The sequence below is a fragment of the Advenella kashmirensis WT001 genome, from assembly GCF_000219915.2.
GTDB lineage: Bacteria > Pseudomonadota > Gammaproteobacteria > Burkholderiales > Burkholderiaceae_B > Advenella > Advenella kashmirensis.
The window spans coordinates 1,973,582-1,992,672 of the sequence record NC_017964.1; the positions used below are offsets into that span (position 1 = coordinate 1,973,582).

At 54.9% G+C, this 19,091-nt stretch carries 13 protein-coding genes and 5 pseudogenes; 9 read left to right on the top strand and 9 right to left on the bottom strand.

Going from position 1 to position 19,091, the window contains the following annotated elements; all coding sequences use genetic code 11:
* The 3 genes and pseudogenes from recG to TKWG_RS09245 all read left to right on the top strand — a co-directional run bounded on the left by recG (position 1) and on the right by TKWG_RS09245 (position 4,383).
* Positions 1–2,055: an ATP-dependent DNA helicase RecG gene (recG, locus tag TKWG_RS09235; RefSeq protein ID WP_014750577.1), complete on the top strand. Its 2,055-nt coding sequence runs from the start codon at positions 1–3 to the stop codon at positions 2,053–2,055.
* A gap of 128 nt (positions 2,056–2,183) precedes the next feature.
* A pseudogene (locus TKWG_RS09240) lies at positions 2,184–3,130 on the top strand (LysR substrate-binding domain-containing protein).
* Positions 3,131–3,261: 131 nt separating this feature from the next.
* Positions 3,262–4,383: a high-affinity branched-chain amino acid ABC transporter substrate-binding protein gene (locus TKWG_RS09245; RefSeq protein ID WP_014750578.1), complete on the top strand. Its 1,122-nt coding sequence runs from the start codon at positions 3,262–3,264 to the stop codon at positions 4,381–4,383.
* 215 nt (positions 4,384–4,598) lie between these two features.
* On the opposite strand, the gene TKWG_RS09250 is transcribed toward TKWG_RS09245, so the two are convergent.
* The 4 genes and pseudogenes from TKWG_RS09250 to ugpB form a co-directional block, all read right to left on the bottom strand.
* The gene (locus TKWG_RS09250) at positions 4,599–5,681 is read right to left on the bottom strand and encodes a sn-glycerol-3-phosphate import ATP-binding protein UgpC (protein WP_014750579.1); all 1,083 of its coding nucleotides are present in this window, start codon (positions 5,679–5,681) and stop codon (positions 4,599–4,601) included.
* 12 nt (positions 5,682–5,693) lie between these two features.
* On the bottom strand, positions 5,694–6,539 hold the full coding sequence (ugpE, locus tag TKWG_RS09255) for a sn-glycerol-3-phosphate ABC transporter permease UgpE (RefSeq protein WP_014750580.1): 846 nt from the start codon (positions 6,537–6,539) through the stop codon (positions 5,694–5,696).
* 12 nt (positions 6,540–6,551) lie between these two features.
* Positions 6,552–7,433, bottom strand: a complete 882-nt coding sequence (ugpA, locus tag TKWG_RS09260) for a sn-glycerol-3-phosphate ABC transporter permease UgpA (RefSeq protein WP_014750581.1) — start codon at positions 7,431–7,433, stop codon at positions 6,552–6,554.
* A 239-nt stretch (positions 7,434–7,672) separates the two neighbouring features.
* Positions 7,673–8,982 (bottom strand): annotated as a pseudogene (gene ugpB, locus TKWG_RS09265) (sn-glycerol-3-phosphate ABC transporter substrate-binding protein UgpB).
* 227 nt (positions 8,983–9,209) lie between these two features.
* Between ugpB and proC the strand changes: the two are divergent.
* From proC to TKWG_RS09295, 6 genes and pseudogenes are all read left to right on the top strand, one after another.
* Positions 9,210–10,078 (top strand): annotated as a pseudogene (gene proC, locus TKWG_RS09270) (pyrroline-5-carboxylate reductase).
* A 1-nt stretch (position 10,079) separates the two neighbouring features.
* Positions 10,080–10,640 (top strand): queuosine precursor transporter, encoded by a 561-nt coding sequence (locus TKWG_RS09275; protein WP_238534347.1) that lies wholly within the window; start codon positions 10,080–10,082, stop codon positions 10,638–10,640.
* A 157-nt stretch (positions 10,641–10,797) separates the two neighbouring features.
* Positions 10,798–11,723: pseudogene (livH, locus tag TKWG_RS09280) on the top strand (high-affinity branched-chain amino acid ABC transporter permease LivH).
* On the top strand, positions 11,720–12,958 hold the full coding sequence (livM, locus tag TKWG_RS09285) for a high-affinity branched-chain amino acid ABC transporter permease LivM (protein ID WP_014750585.1): 1,239 nt from the start codon (positions 11,720–11,722) through the stop codon (positions 12,956–12,958). Before livH ends, livM begins: the two are co-directional and overlap by 4 nt.
* On the top strand, positions 12,955–13,722 hold the full coding sequence (gene livG, locus TKWG_RS09290) for a high-affinity branched-chain amino acid ABC transporter ATP-binding protein LivG (protein WP_014750586.1): 768 nt from the start codon (positions 12,955–12,957) through the stop codon (positions 13,720–13,722). The genes livM and livG overlap by 4 nt, the downstream gene beginning before the upstream one ends.
* 1 nt (position 13,723) lies before the next feature.
* Positions 13,724–14,423 (top strand): annotated as a pseudogene (locus TKWG_RS09295) (ABC transporter ATP-binding protein).
* An 81-nt stretch (positions 14,424–14,504) separates the two neighbouring features.
* On the opposite strand, the gene TKWG_RS24795 reads toward TKWG_RS09295, so the two are convergent.
* From TKWG_RS24795 to folD, 5 genes are all read right to left on the bottom strand, one after another.
* On the bottom strand, positions 14,505–14,870 hold the full coding sequence (locus tag TKWG_RS24795) for a glutathione binding-like protein (protein WP_238534348.1): 366 nt from the start codon (positions 14,868–14,870) through the stop codon (positions 14,505–14,507).
* Positions 14,867–15,259 carry a glutathione S-transferase gene (locus TKWG_RS24800; RefSeq protein WP_238534349.1) on the bottom strand — a complete coding sequence of 131 codons (393 nt, stop codon included), beginning with the start codon at positions 15,257–15,259 and terminating at the stop codon, positions 14,867–14,869. The genes TKWG_RS24795 and TKWG_RS24800 overlap by 4 nt, the downstream gene beginning before the upstream one ends.
* Positions 15,260–15,421: 162 nt before the next feature.
* The gene (locus TKWG_RS09305) at positions 15,422–16,045 is read right to left on the bottom strand and encodes an SCO family protein (protein ID WP_014750588.1); all 624 of its coding nucleotides are present in this window, start codon (positions 16,043–16,045) and stop codon (positions 15,422–15,424) included.
* 18 nt (positions 16,046–16,063) lie between these two features.
* Entirely contained in the window at positions 16,064–18,223 is a 2,160-nt protein-coding gene (locus TKWG_RS09310) for a M3 family metallopeptidase (RefSeq protein ID WP_014750589.1), read from the bottom strand.
* Positions 18,224–18,225: 2 nt separating this feature from the next.
* On the bottom strand, positions 18,226–19,089 hold the full coding sequence (gene folD, locus TKWG_RS09315; RefSeq protein ID WP_014750590.1) for a bifunctional methylenetetrahydrofolate dehydrogenase/methenyltetrahydrofolate cyclohydrolase FolD: 864 nt from the start codon (positions 19,087–19,089) through the stop codon (positions 18,226–18,228).
* Positions 19,090–19,091: the final 2 nt, after the last annotated feature.

Sequence of the window (19,091 nt, forward strand, 5' to 3'; positions counted from 1 at the left end):
ATGCCTGCTGCTTCCGCGAGAACGGATAGTCCCACCGCCATCAGCAAGAAATTTGCAAGCCTGGGGCTGGTCCAGGATTTTGATTTTGTGTTGCATTTGCCGCTGCGTTATGAAGACGAAACGGCACTGCATCGCATTGATTCGCTGTATCCTGGCCAAATGGCGCAGGTTGAGGGAATCGTGCGCAAGGCTCAGGTACTTATCCGTGGGCGGCGCCAGCTGACCGCGACAATCGACGACGGATCCGGCCAGTTGTCGCTGCGCTGGCTGCATTTTTATCCGAGCCAGATTAAAGCGGTGGAGGAAGGCAGGCTTATTCGGGTGCGCGGTGAAGTGCGGGGCGGATCGTTCTGGGGCTTTGAAATGGTGCACCCCAAAGTCAGCCGCGCCGGCGCGCCGCTCTCGGATCGCTTAACGCCGGTGTATCCGGCAACAGAAGGCTTGAACCAGCCACAAATCCGCAAGGCGGTCAACGCGGCGCTGTCTCGGGTGCGACTGGACGACACGTTGCCCATAGCGGTCCAGCGCAAATATCAGCTTGCTCCCTTTGCCGAGTCCATCCAGTTGCTGCACAATCCGCCCAAGCAGGCTGATACGCTGGCGCTGATTGAAAAGACGCATCCGGCATGGGAACGGGTCAAATTCGATGAACTGCTGGCTCAGCAACTGGCGATGGCGCTGGCGCGTGCCACGCGACAGAACAAGAAGGCCTATGCCATGCAGGGTAAACGTTCCGGCCTGGTGCAACGCTTACTTGCCCAAGTAGGCTTTACTCTGACTTCAGCGCAGGAACGCGTTTGCAAAGAAATTCTGGCTGATATGCAACGCACCTTCCCCATGCAAAGATTGCTGCAGGGGGATGTGGGTAGCGGTAAAACCGTGGTGGCTGCCATTGCGGCGGCACACGCGATTGATCAGGGGTTTCAGGTTGCCATCATGGCGCCCACCGAAATCCTGGCTGAACAGCATTTCAGAAAAATGTCCGCCTGGTTTGAACCGCTGGGCATCAGCACCGGCTGGCTGGCCGGCAGCCTGACGCCGAAAAAAAAGCAGCAGGCAGCGGCGCTGGTCGCTGACGGCACTACGCAACTGGTGGTCGGCACCCAGGCATTGATTCAGCAGCATGTGACGTTCGCCAGACTGGGATTGATGGTGGTCGACGAACAGCATCGTTTCGGCGTCGGGCAGCGCCTGAGCCTGGCCCGCAAAGGCGAACAGGAGCAGGAAGCCATCGCGCCTCATCAGTTAAGCATGAGCGCCACGCCGATTCCGCGTACACTGGCCATGACTTTTTTCGCCGATCTGGATGTGTCGGTGATTGATACCTTGCCGCCGGGGCGCACGCCGGTGATCACCAAGTTATTTGCCGATTCCCGTCGCGACCAATTGCTGGAACACGTGCATGAGGTGATCCTCCAGGGCAGGCAGGTATACTGGGTCTGTCCGCTGGTCGAAGAAAGTGAGGCCCTGCAGTTGCAGACGGCGACCGATACCTTCAATCGGTTGCAGCAGGAGTTACCTCAATTGCGTATCGGTTTGCTTCACGGACGCTTGCCGACACAGGAAAAAACAGCGATCATGTCTGCGTTTCATGGCCATGAGCTGGATTTGCTGGTTGCTACCACCGTGATTGAGGTTGGCGTGGATGTGCCTAATGCCTCGCTGATGATTATTGAACATGCCGAGCGGTTCGGATTGGCGCAATTGCATCAACTGCGCGGTCGGGTCGGCCGTGGCAAAAATGAATCGCTGTGTGTGCTGTTATATCAGGCGCCCCTGTCGTCTGTAGCAACGGCCAGACTCAAAGCCATGTATGAGACACAGGACGGCTTTGAAATTGCCCGGCGCGATCTGGAACAGCGTGGTCCGGGTGAATTTCTTGGCTTGCGGCAATCGGGTATGGCGCTATTGCGCTTTGCCGATATCGATCTGGACGCGCCGATTGCCGAGCAGGCGCGGGAGACGGCGCAGTGGCTGCAGGCAACGCATCCCGAGGCAGCCGCGGCGCATTTGCAACGCTGGGCGCGGCAGCGGGCGGACCTGCTCAGAATATGAAGTGCTTGACCCAGATGTATCCGTTCAGGTCCTCCGCGCGAGGCTCAGAATGTGCGATTGAACAGGACTATCCTGTCCCTGGCTGCCCGTTGCGGCCAACTTGACCCTTATTTTATGCGGAGCCTGGTGTGACGCTTACCGAACTCAAATATATCATTGCAGTGGCACGGGAACGACATTTCGGTCGTGCGGCAGAGGCGTGCTTTGTCAGCCAGCCAACCTTGTCGGTTGCGATCAAGAAATTAGAAGATGAACTGGGCGTGGTTATTTTCGAACGTGGCGGCAATGAGGTTGGCGTTACGCCAACCGGGCTGCGGATTGTCACACAGGCCCAGAAGATTCTTGAAGAAAGCGCCAATCTGAAAGAGATTGCCAGGCAGGGCAACGATCCGCTCACCGGTGCATTGCGTGTCGGTGTAATCCATACGATCGGACCATACTTGCTGCCCAAGCTGATCCCGCTGCAATTGCGCATCACACCGCAGATGCCGCTGATTCTTCAGGAAAGCTTTACGGTGCGCCTGCTGGAGTTGCTGCGCCAGGCGAAATCGATTGCGCCATCGTGGCGTTGCCGCTACCGGAAGCCGGCTTAGAGGTGCGCCCGCTTTATGAAGAGGACTTCATTGCTGCAGTTCCGCGTAATCATCGCTGGGCGGGCCTGGCGCAAATTGACACAGAAATGCTCAAGCAGGAAACCATGCTCTTGCTGGGTGCCGGCCATTGCTTTCGCGATCAGGTATTGGAGGTTTGCCCGGAAATGTCGCGATTCTCTGCTGCTGCAGATGGTATCCAGCGTTCCTTCGAGGGCTCCTCCCTGGAGACCATCCGCCATATGGTGGCTGCTGGCCTGGGCATTACACTGCTGCCGATGACGGCCTTGCCCGAGAAGCCTCGTTCTGCGGACGATCTGGTGCATTATGTGCCATTAAAGGAACCGGTACCCAACCGGGAAGTCGTGCTTATCTGGCGTCGCAGTTTCCCGCGCCTGCAGGCAATTGATGCCCTGGCCGATTGCATCTATCGATGCGATCTGACCGGTGTCAGAATGCTCAACGGCAAGGTTCGCAGCCTGTAGTTTATTTTGATGTAAACACAGATCAGGGTTTACCTTGAAATTTCAGACAAAATTGAATCATTGCAAAAAAAAGTGCGAGAATAGCAGCGTTAAACGTTATTACGTATTCTTACATTACCGGAGTATTAGAAATGAACTATCTGAAAGCATCTGCACTGACCATGGCCATCTCTGCCGGCCTGATGCTGTCGACCCAGGCACTGGCTGCAGATACCATTAAAATCGCGGCAGTCGGGCCGGTGACTGGCCCGGTAACGCAATATGGCGATATGGTACGCGAAGGCATCCGCACAGCAATCGAGTCAATCAACGCCGCAGGCGGATACGATGGCAAGCAGTTCGAAATGGTTGAAGTCGACGATGCCTGCGAACCCAAACAGGGACCCATCGCTGCCAATAATGTGGTCAACAAGGAAATCGGCTTTGTCGTCGGACCGGTATGCTCGGGCGCAACGGTCGGTGGCGCCTCCATCTATAACCAGGAAGGGGTGGTCATGATTACACCTTCCGCAACGGCACCCAATGTGACCGATGGCAAGAATTTTGATTTTGTTTTCCGCACCATCGGACGCGATGATCAACAAGGCCCCGCAGCGGCAAAATTTATTATCGATAGCGTCAAACCCAGCAAGGTTGCGATCCTGCACGACAAGCAGTCATATGGACAGGGCATTGCCTCTTCAGTACAGGATAATCTGAAAAAGGCCAATGTGGCGGTTGCGCTGTTCGAAGGCATTAATGCCGGTGAAACCGACTATTCTTCCGTGATCACCAAAATGAAGTCGGCCGGTGTCGATTTTGTTTATTACGGCGGCTACCATCCTGAAATGGGCTTGCTGATGCGCCAGGCAGCAGAGCAGGGTCTGAAAGTCAAATTCATGGGACCGGAAGGCGCCGGCAACCCTGAAATCAATGCGATCGCGGGTGATGCGGTGGAAGGCATGCTGTTAACGCTGCCTGCAGATTATTCTGCGCTGCCGGAAAACAAAGCCGTGGTTGAAGCATTCAAGGCCAAAAAACGCAATGCGTCCGGCGCTTTCCAGCTGACCTCCTACGCGGCAACACAAGCTATCTTCGAAGGAATCAAGGCTACCAAGAGTACCGATCCTGAGAAAGTAGCCGAGTGGCTGCACGGCAATACAGTGAAGTCTGTGATTGGTGATCTGTCATGGAATAAACAGGGCGACCTGAACGAGTTCAAATTTGACATCTACACCTGGCATAAAGACGGTAGCAAAACGGCTGTGAAGTAAACGGCTTCGCGTCAGTGGCTGCGGTGTGCAGCCGCATTCAACGAATTGGCTGTCTGGCCAGGCTATAAAAAGACCGGATCCATAAATGGGGTCCGGTCTTTTTATCGACGATTTCCAGTCTTGTGCATAAGTGAACGCACCGCTATAGCCAATCTGATTCAGCCAGTATCAAGATGCTTAGAGACGATGCAAAAAGATGCAAGGATGCGCGCCGGTCAATCAATCCGGCGTGTCGTTACCGGATCGAACCAGTGCAGATGATGTCGTGCGTCCGCACCGGCATTAATCGTATCGCCGATTTTATAATTGGCGGAGGCCGTTTCATGAACATCACAGCGAATGACGACCAGGGTATCGCCAACCCGTCCGTGAATCAGTTTTTCAGAGCCCAGGATCTCGATCATTTCAATTGTCATCGGGATGCCGGGTTGATCAAGTTCGACATGTTCCGGACGAAAGCCCAGAATAATTTCTTTGCCGCGGGCACGTTCCGGCACTTGCGCCGCGGGAATGGCCATTTTCTGGCCGTCCCTGGTTAAAATATCGCCGCTGGCGGTCACTGATACCGGGATCAGATTCATCGGCGGCGAGCCAATGAAGGCCGCCACAAACGTCGTGGCCGGTTTTTCGAATACTTCAATCGGCGTGCCAATCTGTTCAGCAACGCCTTTGTTCATCACGATCATGCGGTCGGCCAGCGTCATGGCTTCGACCTGGTCGTGGGTGACATACAGGCTGGTAGTGCGCAGGCGTCGATGCAGTTTCTGGATTTCCAGGCGCATTTGTACCCGCAACTTGGCGTCCAGGTTGGACAGCGGTTCATCGAACAAAAACACTTTGGGTTCCCTTACGATGGCGCGGCCCATGGCCACGCGCTGGCGCTGTCCGCCAGATAATTGCTTGGGCCGGCGGTCAAGCAGGCTGCCCAGCTCCAGAATGCCGGCCGCCTGCTGTACCCGCTCATCAATTTGTTGTTTGGTCAGCTTGCGGATTTTCAGGCCATAAGCCATATTCTCATAGACCGACATATGAGGGTAGAGTGCATAGTTCTGAAAGACCATGGCAATATCGCGCTCTGCCGGTTCCAGTCCGTTGACGATGCTGCCGTCGATCAGAATCTGGCCTTCTGTGACCGATTCCAGACCGGCGACCATGCGCATCAGGGTAGACTTGCCGCAGCCGGACGGGCCGACGATCACAATGAATTCACCGTCCTGCACTTGAAGGTCTACGCCGTGGATCACGGCAACATTGCCGGGATAGGTTTTTTTGATGTCGTTAAATTGTAGTGTTGCCATTTTGATAATCCTTTATTTCTCGGTATCCACGAGACCCCTGACAAACCACTTTTGCATCAGCACGACAACCAGCCCGGGCGGAATCATGGCAAGCAGGGCAGTTGCCATCACAATGTTCCAGTCGGTCACGCTGTCGCCACCGCCTATCATGGTGCGGATGCCGACCACAATCGGGGTCATGTCGTCTGTCGTTTTCATAACCAGGGGCCACAGATACTGGTTCCAGCCGTAGGTGAACTGAATCACGAACAGGGCGGCGATGCTGGTTTTTGACAAGGGCAGCAGAATATCGCGGAAAAAGCGCAAGGGACCGGCGCCGTCAATGCGCGCGGCCTCGATCAGTTCGTCGGGCACAGTCAGAAAGAACTGCCGGAACAGGAAGGTGGCGGTGGCCGAGGCAATCAATGGCAGCGTCAGGCCGGCATAGGTGTTAGTCAGGCCAAGGCCGGCAACCACTTCAAAGGTGGGGGATATGCGAACTTCCACCGGCAGCATCAGTGTGATGAAAATCATCCAGAAACACAGCATGCGAAACGGAAAGCGAAAATAGACCACGGCAAAGGCCGAGAGCATGGAAATGGTGATTTTTCCTATGGCAATCGTCATAGCGGTAACAAAGCTGACCCACAGCATATGGGCAACACTGCTTGGCACGGAGCTGGAGCCACCAAGCAGTGCGTTGGTGTAGTTTTCTATGAAATGTTTGCCCGGCCAGAGCGACATGGGGGCATTGGCCACTTCCTGGGCAGTTTGCGTGGAGGCCACGATGGCAATATAAAGTGGAAAGGCCACTACGACCAAGCCGATGATCAGGATCAGGTGGGCCAGCAGGTCCAGCATGGGGCGTCGTTCAATCATTGCGGTGTTTCCTTAGTACTGGACTTTACGGTCGACATAGCGGAACTGGATGATCGTCAGCGCAATCACAATCATCATCAATATGACCGACTGCGCGCCGGAGGAGCCGTAATCGAATGACTTGAATGCAGTCTTATAGACGTTGTAAACCAGTATGTTGGTAGACGTGCCAGGGCCGCCCTGGGTCGTCGTATCGATAATCGCGAACGTTTCAAAAAAGGCGTAGACGATATTGATGACCAGCAGGAAAAACGTGGTGGGTGATAATAAAGGAAACACAATGGTGCGAAAGCGCCGGAACGGGCTCGCGCCATCGATGGCTGCCGCTTCCAGCAACGAGGTGGGAATGGACTGCAGGCCGGCAAGGAAAAACAGAAAATTGTAGGAGATCTGTTTCCATACGGCAGCGATAACAACCAGCGTCATGGCGTCGGTCGAATTTAAGCGCGGATTCCAGCTAATGCCAAGATTGGCCATATACACTGCCAGCGTGCCCACAGCGGGGGAGAACAGGAATGCCCACAGCACACCTACGACGGCCGGTGCAACGGCATAGGGCCAGATCAGCAGGGTTTTGTAGGCACCGGCTGCGCGTACTACACGATTGGCCATCACCGCCAGCAAGAGCGAGACCGCCAGACCGATGATGGCGACCAGTCCGGAAAACAGCAGTGTTACCCAGAACGAGGAATAATAAGTACTGTTGCTAAACAGGCTGGTGTAATTGTCCAGGCCAACAAACTGTTGATCACCGCCGAAAGCCGATTCGATAAAAAACGATTGCCAGATAGCCTGACCGGCGGGCAGGAAGAAAAATATAACGGTAATGAGCAACTGCGGTGCCAGAAGCAGATAAGGCAGCAGTTTATGGTTGAAAACAACGCGTTTTTCCATGAGAGTGTTCCGATGCAATATCCGGGAAAAATGACGCAACCCGGATATATGGCGACAGGCGGACGCGCAGGACGTCAATGGCCGGGAAAGCAGGTCTGTTCAATCCGAAGACTGTAATGCAGTTGCCATTGTGCCGGCAAGGCCGGCAGCATTTGAATGAGATAAATGATGATTGCGATAAAACAAAAACAGCGAGGGAAATAATACTGTACCCTCGCTGCCTGAACGTTCAGACTACTTTACTTATTGCCGTTTTCAAAACGGACCAGCAATTCATTGGCTCGTTTTTCCATGTCGGCAGCCCCATCCTTGATAGACACTTTGCCGCCGAACATTGATTCCATGACGCCTTCCTCGATATCACGGATTTGTGGCAAAAAGCCCAGACGGACACCGCGAGATTGTGCGGTTGTCTCCACATTCAATTGCTGGAACGGGACATCGGTACCAGGGTTCTTGTCATAGTAACCGGAAGCTTTGGTAGCTTCGTAAGCGGCTTTGACTACCGGCACATAACCGGTGTCCTGGTGCCATTTGGCAGCAACTTCAGGTTTAGTCAGGTGGTGAAAGAAAGCAGTTACGCCTTTGTAGACTTCAGGAGACTTCTTGGAGAATACCCACAGCGAAGCGCCGCCGATCACGCTATTTTGAGGCGCGCCCTTGATGTCGCTGTAATAGGGCAGCTTGGCAACGCCGAATTTGAATTTGCCGTTTTTCAGGATGTTGGCCCGCGTGCACTGGATCCGGTAAACATACCGCATTTGCCGGAGATAAAGAGGGCGTTGGCAGCATCGCCGCGACCACCGTAGGTGAAGGTGCCTTCCTTGGACATCTTGCTCAGAAATTCAAAGTGCTTCAGGAATGCGTCCGATTGCAACTCGACCCGGGCGTCCAGACCGCCGAAGCCATTGTCTTTGGATGCGTAGGGAACGTTATGCAGGGCGGCGAAGTTTTCGATCAGCACCCAGGCCGGCCATGATGTGGTGTAACCACATTCGACCCCGGCTGCCTTGAGTTTTTTGGCAAAGGCTTCGATATCTGCGTAGGTTTTGGGTCCCTGTTCCGGATCCAGGCCGGCTTTCTCAAACAGGTCTTTGTTATAGAACATCACCGGCGTTGAACTATTGAAAGGCATGGAAACCAGTTTGCCGCTGGTATCGGAATAGTAGCCGGCAATGCCAGGCACGAAGGCTTTCGGATCCAGCGGATTGCCGGCTTTCTGTGCCATTTCCTGTACGGGTTCGATGGCGCCCTTGGAGTACATCATGGTGGCCGTGCCCACTTCAAACACCTGGATGATATCTGGCGATTGTCCCGCACGGTAAGCAGCGATCCCCGCGTTCATGGACTCCCCGTAATTGCCTTTGTAGGTCGCCTTGACGACATAGTCTTTCTGGGAAGCGTTGAAATCTTTGACAATGTCGCTGACCCGCTCACCCAGTGGCCCTTCCATGGAATGCCAGAAGGTAACATCGGTAGCTGCTAGGGCGCTGAAGCTGGCAAAAGACATGGCACTGGCCAGGGACAAAGTACGGATCGTATAGCGCATGGTTGGATTCTCCGGGGGAAAGGGATGTCCCGATGCAAAACGGGAACGTGATAAACGGCATTATAGTATGACTTGTTTGTGACAGAATAGTGACTATCCCTAACCCGTCCGTGGTGCCGGCGTTTGTCGTGAAAGTCCAGTAAAATCACCCGTTTGCTTGTCTTTTTGTCTGACTCAGCGTATTTTCTGATGTGCGGTCGGGCATTAGCAGAGTACAATCCCTGACCATGAAAAATTCACTTACTATCGCTTTTATTGGCGGCGGAAATATGGCAGGCGCCATGTTGGGCGGCCTGCTTGGAAACTTGTGCCAGCCCCAGGATATTCTTGTCGTGGACCCGAACCAGGAGACGCGTTCGGCATGGGAAAGCAAGGGCGTAGCCACCGCAGCCGCCGCTTCCGAGGTGCTCAGTCAATATAAAGTCTGGATTTATGCCGTCAAGCCGCAAGTCATGCAGCAGGCCATCCATGCGTCGCACCGGTTTTTGCAGAAAGACACGCTGGTAATCAGTATTGCCGCCGGTCTTACCACGACATCACTTGCCGGCTGGCTTGACCAGGCAGAGCCCGCAAGCGCCACCCGGCTTATTCGCTGCATGCCCAACACTCCGGCGCTGATCCGTCAGGGCATCACGGGGCTGTACGCCATGCCTGACGTACCGTCATCGGACCGGGATCTGGCTCAGGATGTGCTCAGTTCTATTGGCGAAGTGGTCTGGGTAGACAATGAAGCGCAGTTGGACGCAGTCACGGCACTTTCGGGCAGTGGTCCTGCGTATGTTTTCCTGTTTATTGAATCGTTGATTGCCGGCGGCATCAGCCTGGGGCTCAGCCAGGAACAGGCGCAGCGTCTTGCTCTGTCCACGCTCAAGGGCGCAAGCCTGCTTGCCGCCGGCTCTGAGGATCCGCCGGCACGATTGCGGGAAAACGTCACCTCGCCAGGCGGCACCACGGCTGCCGCGCTGAATCGGTTCGCACAGGCGATTTTGCAGGATTGGTACAGGCGGCCATGCAGGCGGCTAATGACCGCGCTGCCCAAATGGCACAGGAGTCGGCCGCAGCCGGCCAGTCCGCTCAAGATTCAGGAAAGAAATAACATGAATACCACAAGATTTGAAAAAATGACGATCAAGCAGACGCTGCTGGCTGTTGCCATCATGGGGCTGATCATCGTGTCGTCCAATATTCTGGTGCAGCCGCAGTTCCATATCAATGCCTGGCTGACCTGGGGTGCCATCACGTATCCCATCTGCTTTCTGGTAACCGATCTGCTGAACCGGCGCTTCGGCCCCGCAAGAGCCCGCCGTGTGGTGTCTATCGGGTTTATCTTTGCCGTGCTGGCTTCCTATGCCGTGGCTGACTCGCGCATCGCGATCGCCTCCGGCGTGGCATTTCTCACGGCGCAGTTGCTCGATATCCTGGTGTTTGACAGGCTGCGCGACAAATCCTGGTGGAAGGCGCCGTTCATCGCAGGCTGGCTGGCAGCTATTATCGACACTTTCCTGTTTTTCGGTGTGGCCTTTGCTGGCACCGATGTACCCTGGGTGACGCTGGCCACGGGCGATGTGGGCATCAAATTGATCATCAATGCGATGCTGCTGGCACCGTTCCGGGTCCTGATGTGGAATCTTGGTCGCCCACGCAGTGTCCAGGCGTAACGGCAATAAACGCAGCATAAGGGAGCCAGACGAGCGTAAGGGTTAACCGTTACGCTTGTTTCATCAGAAACGACTAATCCAATAAGAGCATCGGGACCGCCACTCACTCATTTCAGACCTGTTTGCAGCGGGGTGAGGACGGCACGGGGAGCACATTATGCAGGAATTTCTACCTCAATTCATTCAACAACTGATCAACGGCATGTCGCTGGGTGCGATCTATGCACTGATCGCCATCGGTTACACCATGGTGTATGGCATTATCGGCATGATTAACTTTGCCCACGGCGAAATCTATATGATTGGCGCCTATGTGGGGCTGGTGACGCTCTCGGCACTGGGTATTAATCATGGGATTCCGATACCGCTGGTAATTATCGCCATGCTGTTGATCTCGGCCGTTGTTACCGGTTTTTACGGTTATGCGGTCGAGAAGATTGCCTATCGGCCGCTGCGTGGCAGCCCGCGACTGGTGGCATTGATCTCCGCCATCGGTATGTCCATTTTTCTGCAGAACTGGGTCGCGATCGGGCAGGGTTCGCGCGATATGGCGGTTCCCAATCTGCTGGCCGGATCGTTCCAGTTCAGCCTGGGTGGTGATTTTGCCATTACGCTGACCTATTCCCGGCTGATGATCATGGGCGTGGTGTTTGCGTTGATGATCGCACTGACACTTTTCATTCGCCACTCCCGCATGGGGCGTGCGTCTCGTGCCTGTTCCCAGGATATGCGTATGGCCAGCCTGCTGGGTATTGACACTAACCGTGTCATTTCGTTCACGTTCATTCTGGGCGCCGTGCTGGCTGCAGTCGGTGGCGTACTGATCGCATTGACCATAGGCAAACTGAATCCGTTCATTGGCTTCATTGCCGGTATCAAGGCATTTACAGCTGCGGTGCTTGGCGGCATCGGCAGTGTACCGCGCGCATTCTGGGTGGCCTGTTGCTGGGGGTAGCGGAAACCATGGCTGCCGCCTACATTGGTTCGGAATACAAGGATATTGTGGCTTTTGGCTTGCTGGTGCTGATCCTGTTATTCAGACCGACTGGGTTGCTGGGTAAACCGGAGGTGGAAAAAGTATGACGCAGAATCTGAAAAACGCCGTTATTGCTACGCTGGTGGCCGGTATTCTTCTGACGCCCATTTTCGGGCTGGGCCTGGTTCGCCAGGGCATCAGCATGGCGATTGTGCCTGACTGGAGCATCGTTTTAATAGGCATGGCAATCGTATTTGTCGTGCAACTGGTCAAGCCACTGGTTTTCAAAGGCAGCAAGACAGCGCCGGCCAAAAAGCTGCGTTCGGACAAACATGCTGTTCTTGGTCAGAAGACCATGTTCGGCTTGTTTGCCTTGATGCTGGTTATCGCCGTTGTCTGGCCCTTTTTTGGTGACCGTGGCCAGATTGATATTGCCACGCTGGTACTAATTTACATCATGCTGGGCCTGGGACTGAATATCGTGGTTGGCTTTGCGGGGTTGCTGGACCTGGGGTTTGTCGGGTTCTATGCTGTTGGCGCTTATACCTACGCATTGTTATATCACTGGGCAGGCTGGGGGTTCTGGGAAGCGCTGCCCCTGTCCGGGCTGTTTGCCGCGCTCTTTGGCTTTGTCCTGGGGTTTCCGGTACTGCGTCTGCGTGGCGACTATCTGGCTATCGTCACGCTGGGGTTTGGTGAAATTATCCGCCTGTTGCTCACCAATCTGACCAGCCTGACCGGTGGTCCCGACGGTATTTCGGGTATTCCCAAGCCTTCGGTCTTCGGCTATGAGATGGCCCGTCGTGCACCCGAAGGCGAACAGACCTTTCATGACTTGATGGGCTGGAAGTTCGAAACGGTAGACGTAGTGATTTATCTTTATCTGATGGCGCTGGTGCTTGCAGTTATTACATTTGTTATATCCGCCAGACTGATCCGCATGCCTGTCGGTCGGGCCTGGGAAGCATTGCGCGAAGACGAGATCGCTTGTCGCTCCCTGGGGATGAATCCCACAAAAATCAAATTATCGGCCTTCACCCTGGGCGCCATGTTTGCCGGCTTTGGCGGCGCCTTTTTTGCCGCGCGACAAGGCCTGGTCAATCCCGAGTCGTTTACGTTTATTGAGTCAGCACTGATCCTGTCCATTGTCGTGCTTGGTGGCATGGGCTCGCAGATTGGCGTAATCCTGGCCGCCATCGCATTAACCGTCCTGCCAGAACTGGCGCGTCAGTTTGCTGAATATCGGATGTTGATATTTGGCCTGGTAATGGTGCTGATGATGATCTGGCGCCCGCAAGGTCTGCTGCCGGTCAAACGTCATCACGTGGAGATTGGAAAATGAGCGATGTAGTCCTGCGTGTCGAATCCCTTAAAATGCGTTTTGGCGGTCTGCTGGCTGTCGATTCGGTCAGCCTGCAAGTGCAAAAAAACGAGGTTTTTGCCATTATCGGCCCCAACGGAGCCGGCAAGACCACAGTTTTTAACTGCATCAGTGGGTTTTACAAACCGACAGAAGGTAGTGTTGATCTGCACGGCAAGGCGCTTACCGGTTTACCCAGTCACAAGGTTGCCCAGCGCGGAGTGGTGCGGACATTTCAAAACGTGCGCCTGTTCAAGACGCTGACGGCCCTGGAGAATCTTTTGGTGGCGCAGCATACACAGCACGAGTCTAACTTTCTGGCCGGCCTGCTCAATTTACCATCGTACCGTCGAGCCGAGCGCAAGACGCTGGAGGCAGCACTGTTTTGGCTTGATTTCATGGGCATTCGCGAATATGCGAATCGCGAAGCCGGTACCCTGGCATACGGCCATCAACGCCGGCTGGAAATTGCCCGCTGCATGATTACCAAGCCGACCTTGCTGCTGCTGGACGAACCTGCAGCAGGGCTCAATCCACAAGAGAAGAAGGATCTGTCGGGCCTGATCGATCGCCTGCGGCACGAATTTGACCTGTCTGTCTTGCTGATTGAGCATGACATGAGCCTGATCATGGGTATATCCGACAGGATCCTGGTCATGGAGCATGGCAAGCCGATCGTAACCGGCGCACCTGAAGTCGTACGTGCTGATCCACGGGTCATCAAGGCGTACCTGGGAGAAGAATAATATGCTGAAACTGGACAATGTAAGTACGCACTATGGCGCTATCCAGCGCTCAATTCCGTCTCTATTGAAGTCAATGAAGGGGAAATCGTCACACTGATTGGCGCCAACGGAGCGGGTAAAACAACCTTGCTGATGACCGTCTGCGGCAACCCAGGGCCTCCTCAGGTACGATCCGGTTTCTGGATCAGGATATTACCGCAGAACCAACATCATTGATCATGCGCCGGGGTATCGCAGTGTCACCGGAAGGGCGTCGTGTCTTTCCAGACCTGACCGTGCTGGATAATTTGAAAATGGGCGGTTTTTTCCTGCCGCGTGAGCAGATAGAGCAGGGGATTGATCATGTGTTCGGATTGTTTCCCCGCTTGAAAGAGCGAGCTTCGCAACGTTCTGGCACCATGTCGGGCGGAGAGCAGCAGATGCTGGCCATTGGCCGGGCGTTGATGAGCAAGCCACGCCTGCTGCTGCTGGATGAGCCCACGCTTGGCCTTGCGCCGCTGATTATTGCGCAGATTTTCGAAATTATCCAGACCATCCGCGAGCAGGGTGTGACGGTCTTTCTGGTGGAGCAGAACGCGAACAAGGCGTTGAAAGTGGCCGACCGCGGATACGTACTTGAAACGGGCAGTGTTGTACTGGCCGACACGGGCGCCAATCTGCTGGTGAATGATGACGTGCGCAAAGCCTATCTGGGACACTAAGTCTGTCTGGTCATTGGCTCATGGTCTTGAGTCAGTGACCATTGATCTAGCGGCGTTGCGCAACAACCTATAACACGACGGCTATCGGCTTGCGTCGGTAGAGGCCGATGCGTTGGCTGCATCTACAGGCGGTGCCACCGTGGGTTCCTGTGGTTCATTTTTTCCAGGCAGAGACAGCGTGAGCAAGCCTGCCTTTTCTTTTGCACGCTGATAGGCCGGGCGCAGGCGAATGGCTTCCAGAAATGCCTTGATGTTGAGCAGGTTGTCGCCGACAAGGCCACGACCATGCAGTACCTGTAGCGCAAATCCCATCTGGATGTCGGCGGCGCTAAAGTGGCTGCCACAGAACCAGCCTGTATTGCCCAGTTCAGTGTCCAGGAAATCGAGCTTGACGTTCAAATCGGGGATGACAAAGCCCTCGAGTGTGCTGTTGACTGTTTTCTTCACAATGGAGCGTGCAAAAAAAGGTACCCGGCATTGGCCATTTTGTTGAGCACCAGCGTAAGCAAGGCGGGCGGCATGAGCGAGCCTTCGGCAAAATGCATCCATTGCGAATAACGCAAGTAGTCTTCGGAACTGATAGGTGGACGCAATCCGCGAGTGTCGTAGCGGTTAAGCAGATACTCGATAATGGCGCCGGATTCGATCAGGGTGAAGCCGTTGTCGCACAGCACAGGCGCTTTACCCAATGGGTGTACGGCCTTTAAGGAACTTTGCGCTCGCATGGTTTCCGGATGACGCTCGTGACGCTCAATCTGGTAGCTCAGCTCAAGCTCTTCCAGCAGCCAGATGATGCGGAACGAACGTGAGGCTTCCAGATGGTGTAATGTGATCATAGCTTTCCCAGGTCAATTTGATTACAGGTAAGTGCCAGTTTACCAAAATGCGTGAGTTGTTGCCGGGTATCACTCGTTGCGCAGGTCGCCCGTGCATCACTGCGGTCTGAATTGCTGCGCTTTGGCACAATGCAGGCCGTACGAGCCAGCTGCATTGGGCTTTCAGAGCAGGGTGCGGATTTTCTCTGTCACCTGTTCCGGTGTTTCGCTGTCAGAGGCCAGATAACGGGCGCGACCGTCTTTATCAAAAATATAAATGCCGCGGCCGTGCATCACTTCGTATGCCTGCGGATTGCTGGCATCCTTGGGCTTGCTGATCTGGTAGGCAACCCGGTAACGGCGCGCGACAGAGGCAATCTGCTGCTCGCTGCCGGTCAGCCCGATCGCGCCATTATTGAATGCATTGACATAGGCCTGCAGCACTTCAGGCGTATCGCGGTGCGGGTCAACACTGATGAACAGGATTTGCGCCTCTTTGGCCTTGGGCCCGAGTTGCTGCATCACTTCGGATAACTGCGCCATGGTTGTGGGGCAGATGTCAGGGCAGCTTGCGTAGCCGAAAAACAGCATCACGACCTTGCCTTTTACCGCTTGTTCGGTCAGGGTCTTACCTTCGCTTGCATTGAGCGAGAACGACAGATCAGGCAAGTGATTGGCTATTGGATAGATGGTTGTCGGACGCTGGGTTTGTGTCGCACCGGGAACATCGGGGATGCCCTGGGCAACAGCAGTATGCAACACAAAAGGTGTGGCCAGGGCCAGCATCAGGGAAAGGCAAAAACGCATGATACTTCCATTAAAAAGTCAGGCTGCGGCGTCGGCCACAAGCCCGCTGTGGCGCAGCAGGGCTTCGGGCGAAGGGCCGCGACCGCGAAAAGCTTCAAATGATTCTGCAGCGGGACGTGATCCGCCCACAGCCAGAATCTGCTCTTTGAACAATTGACCGATTTGCGGATTCAAAGTTCCCCGATCGCCGTCGGCGTGCTCTTCAAAGAGACTATAGGCATCGGCCGACAAGACTTCGGCCCACTTGTAGCTGTAATAGCCTGCGCCATAGCCACCGGCAAACAGATGGGAAAAGTTGTGCGCAAATCGGTTCCATGAAGGCGGCATAATGACGGCCACTTCCTGGCGAACCTGATTGAGGATCTGCATCACCGCGTCGATCGTAGTCGGCTCTGTGCGAGTGTGGATCAGCATATCGAATAAAGAGAATTCGATCTGGCGCACCATTTGCATGCCGCTTTGGAAGTTGCGAGCCGAAAGGAGGCGTTCGAACAAATCGCGATCCATTTGTTTGCCCGTTTCCCAATGCATGGCCATACTGCGCATGACTGGCCATTCCCAGACAAAATTTTCCATGAACTGGGAGGGCAGTTCGATTGCGTCCCACTCGACGCTGGCAAAAGGCGAGGCTGCAGGTTCGTCTACTTTTGACAGTAGCGCATGCAAGGCATGCCCGGTTTCATGAAACAGGGTAATGACATCGTCGTGGGTCAGCAGCGCAGGCTTGTTCCCCTGGGGACGCGAGAAATTGCAGTTAAGATAAACAACCGGCATGATGCTGAGCGTACCGGTGACGTGCCTGCTGCGCTCGCTGTCAACCCACGCGCCGCTTTGTTTTCCCTTGCGGGCATACAGGTCAGTGTACAGATGCCCAATGACGCGCCCCTGTTCCTGTACTTCAAAAACACGCACGTCGCTATGCCACACCGGGGCCTCGAAGGGCACCAGATCTATACCGAATAGCGTTTTGATGACACCGAACAGCCCCTTCATGACGTTTGCTTCGCTCAGATATTGCCGAACTTCTTCATCCGAGTAGGCGTATCGGGCCTGGCGCAATTGTTCCGAAACGTAGGTGTAGTCCCAGGGTTCCAGGGCGGTCATACCCAGTTCCGAGGCCGCGAATTCGCGCAAGGTGGTAACGTCCCGCTGGGCAAAAGGGCGCGCCTTTGCCGCCAGATCACGCAAGAATGCAATGACCTGATCTGCCGACTGGGCCATCCGGGTTTGCAGGCGCATTTGTGCGAAGTTGGCAAAGCCCAGCAGATGTGCATCTTCCAGCCGCAAGTCGAGCAGTTTTTCAATGACAGGCGAGTTATCGTATTGCGGTTCACCCAGTTCCGAAGCCAGTGTGGCGTAGCCGCGATAGAGTGCTTCACGCAAGGTAGCGCTTTTTGCATACTGCATGACCGGCAGATACGACGGCATTTTCAGGGTAAAGCGCCATCCCGCTTGCGCAGGCTGGAGGGCGTTGTCAGTACTATCGGATCCTGCGGCGTCGTCGGCCTCGGTCGATTGGGTGGCGGCCTCGCTAGCGGCCTGGGCTGCGGCGTCAATGACGTCTTGTGGCAGGCCTTCGAGCATGGCGGCGTCATGGACCTGATAGTGCCAATTGTCCATGGCGTCAAGCGCATTCTCGGAAAACTTCTGCGAGGTCAGGGCAATATCTTCGTTCAGTTGCGCGTAACGTTGCCTTTTTTCACCTTCCAGTTCAACGCCGCTTAATCGGAAATCGCGCAAGGCCAGTTCAATGATGCGCTTGCGAGTGGGGGTGTATTCAGCGAATTGGGCACTCTGGGAAACGGCAAGATAGCGCTCGAACAGATCCCGGTTCAGGCCAATCCAGGTTGAAAACTCAGTAATGACCGGCAACATGCTGTTGTAGGCCTCACGCAGCGTCGCGGTATTGATGACTGCGTTCAGGTGTCCGGCCACCGACCAGGCACGCCACAGGCGGCTGGACAACGCCTCCATGGGTTCAATGAAATTATCCCAGCCTGGCTGTGTGTTAGTGCTGACCAGGGCTTCGATTCCCTGGCGCGTTTCAGCCAGAAGCAGCTCGATGGCAGGCGCAATATGTTCCGGTTTGATCGCGGCGTAGTCGATCAGATCGGAAATGGGAGCGAGCAGTGGATTGCCGGTTGTGGCGATGGTCTGGACAACCTGAGTTTGCGTCATAGTTAAGCTTTCTGTTTCAGATTCTGTTGTTCGGCTGCGTGTACGGTGTTGAGGAGCAACATGACAATTGTCATGGGGCCTACGCCACCGGGCACGGGAGTGATGGCAGCGGCCACTTGCCGTGCGCTTTCAAACTGCACATCGCCCTTTAGCTTGCCGTCCTGGCCGCGATTGATGCCGACGTCAATAACAACCGCGCCGGGTTTGATCATATCGCCCGTGATCATTTCCGGTTTGCCGGTAGCGACCACCAGGATATCGGCGCGTCGGGTCTGGGCGCCCAAATCGCGGGTTTTCGAATTGCATATGGTGACGGTCGCGCCGGCCTTTTGCAACAACAATGCCATTGGCTTGCCAACGATATTGCTGGCGCCCACCACGACGGCTTCGGCGCCGCGAATGGTTACCTGTTCGTCTTCCAGCATTTTCATGATCCCGTACGGCGTGCAGGGAATGAAGGTGGGCTTGCCGATCATTAGTGCTCCGGCGTTGCTGACATGAAAGCCATCGACATCCTTGGCCGGCGAGATCGCTTCGATCACGGTATCAGCATTGAAATGCGGTGGCAGAGGCAACTGAACCAGAATGCCATTGACCGATGCATCATTATTGAGTGTCCTGATGCGGTCCAGCAGCTCGGCTTCGGTCATCTGGGCCGGATAGGTTTCAACCGAAGAAATCAGGCCGAGTTTTTTAAAAGTGTTGGCTTTGTGATTGACATACACCTGCGAAGCGGGATCGTCACCAACCAGAATAACCGTAAGGGAAGGGACGATGCTCTGTTCTTTGAGACGGGCCAGGTGCGGGACCATTTGCAGCTTGAGTTTTTCGGCCAGCTGTTTGCCATCGATGATACGTGCTGTCATGT

What these genes read in the sequence shown, in the direction of transcription:
- livM (WP_014750585.1), top strand. Translation starts at nt 11,720, where the DNA reads ATGACGCAGAATCTGAAAAACGCCGTTATTGCTACGCTGGTGGCCGGT.
- TKWG_RS09305 (WP_014750588.1), bottom strand. Translation starts at nt 16,045, where the DNA reads ATGCGTTTTTGCCTTTCCCTGATGCTGGCCCTGGCCACACCTTTTGTG.
- TKWG_RS09250 (WP_014750579.1), bottom strand. Translation starts at nt 5,681, where the DNA reads ATGGCAACACTACAATTTAACGACATCAAAAAAACCTATCCCGGCAAT.
- livG (WP_014750586.1), top strand. Translation starts at nt 12,955, where the DNA reads ATGAGCGATGTAGTCCTGCGTGTCGAATCCCTTAAAATGCGTTTTGGC.
- ugpA (WP_014750581.1), bottom strand. Translation starts at nt 7,433, where the DNA reads ATGGAAAAACGCGTTGTTTTCAACCATAAACTGCTGCCTTATCTGCTT.
- ugpE (WP_014750580.1), bottom strand. Translation starts at nt 6,539, where the DNA reads ATGATTGAACGACGCCCCATGCTGGACCTGCTGGCCCACCTGATCCTG.
- TKWG_RS09275 (WP_238534347.1), top strand. Translation starts at nt 10,080, where the DNA reads ATGAATACCACAAGATTTGAAAAAATGACGATCAAGCAGACGCTGCTG.
- recG (WP_014750577.1), top strand. Translation starts at nt 1, where the DNA reads ATGCCTGCTGCTTCCGCGAGAACGGATAGTCCCACCGCCATCAGCAAG.
- TKWG_RS24800 (WP_238534349.1), bottom strand. Translation starts at nt 15,259, where the DNA reads ATGATCACATTACACCATCTGGAAGCCTCACGTTCGTTCCGCATCATC.
- TKWG_RS09245 (WP_014750578.1), top strand. Translation starts at nt 3,262, where the DNA reads ATGAACTATCTGAAAGCATCTGCACTGACCATGGCCATCTCTGCCGGC.
- folD (WP_014750590.1), bottom strand. Translation starts at nt 19,089, where the DNA reads ATGACAGCACGTATCATCGATGGCAAACAGCTGGCCGAAAAACTCAAG.
- TKWG_RS09310 (WP_014750589.1), bottom strand. Translation starts at nt 18,223, where the DNA reads ATGACGCAAACTCAGGTTGTCCAGACCATCGCCACAACCGGCAATCCA.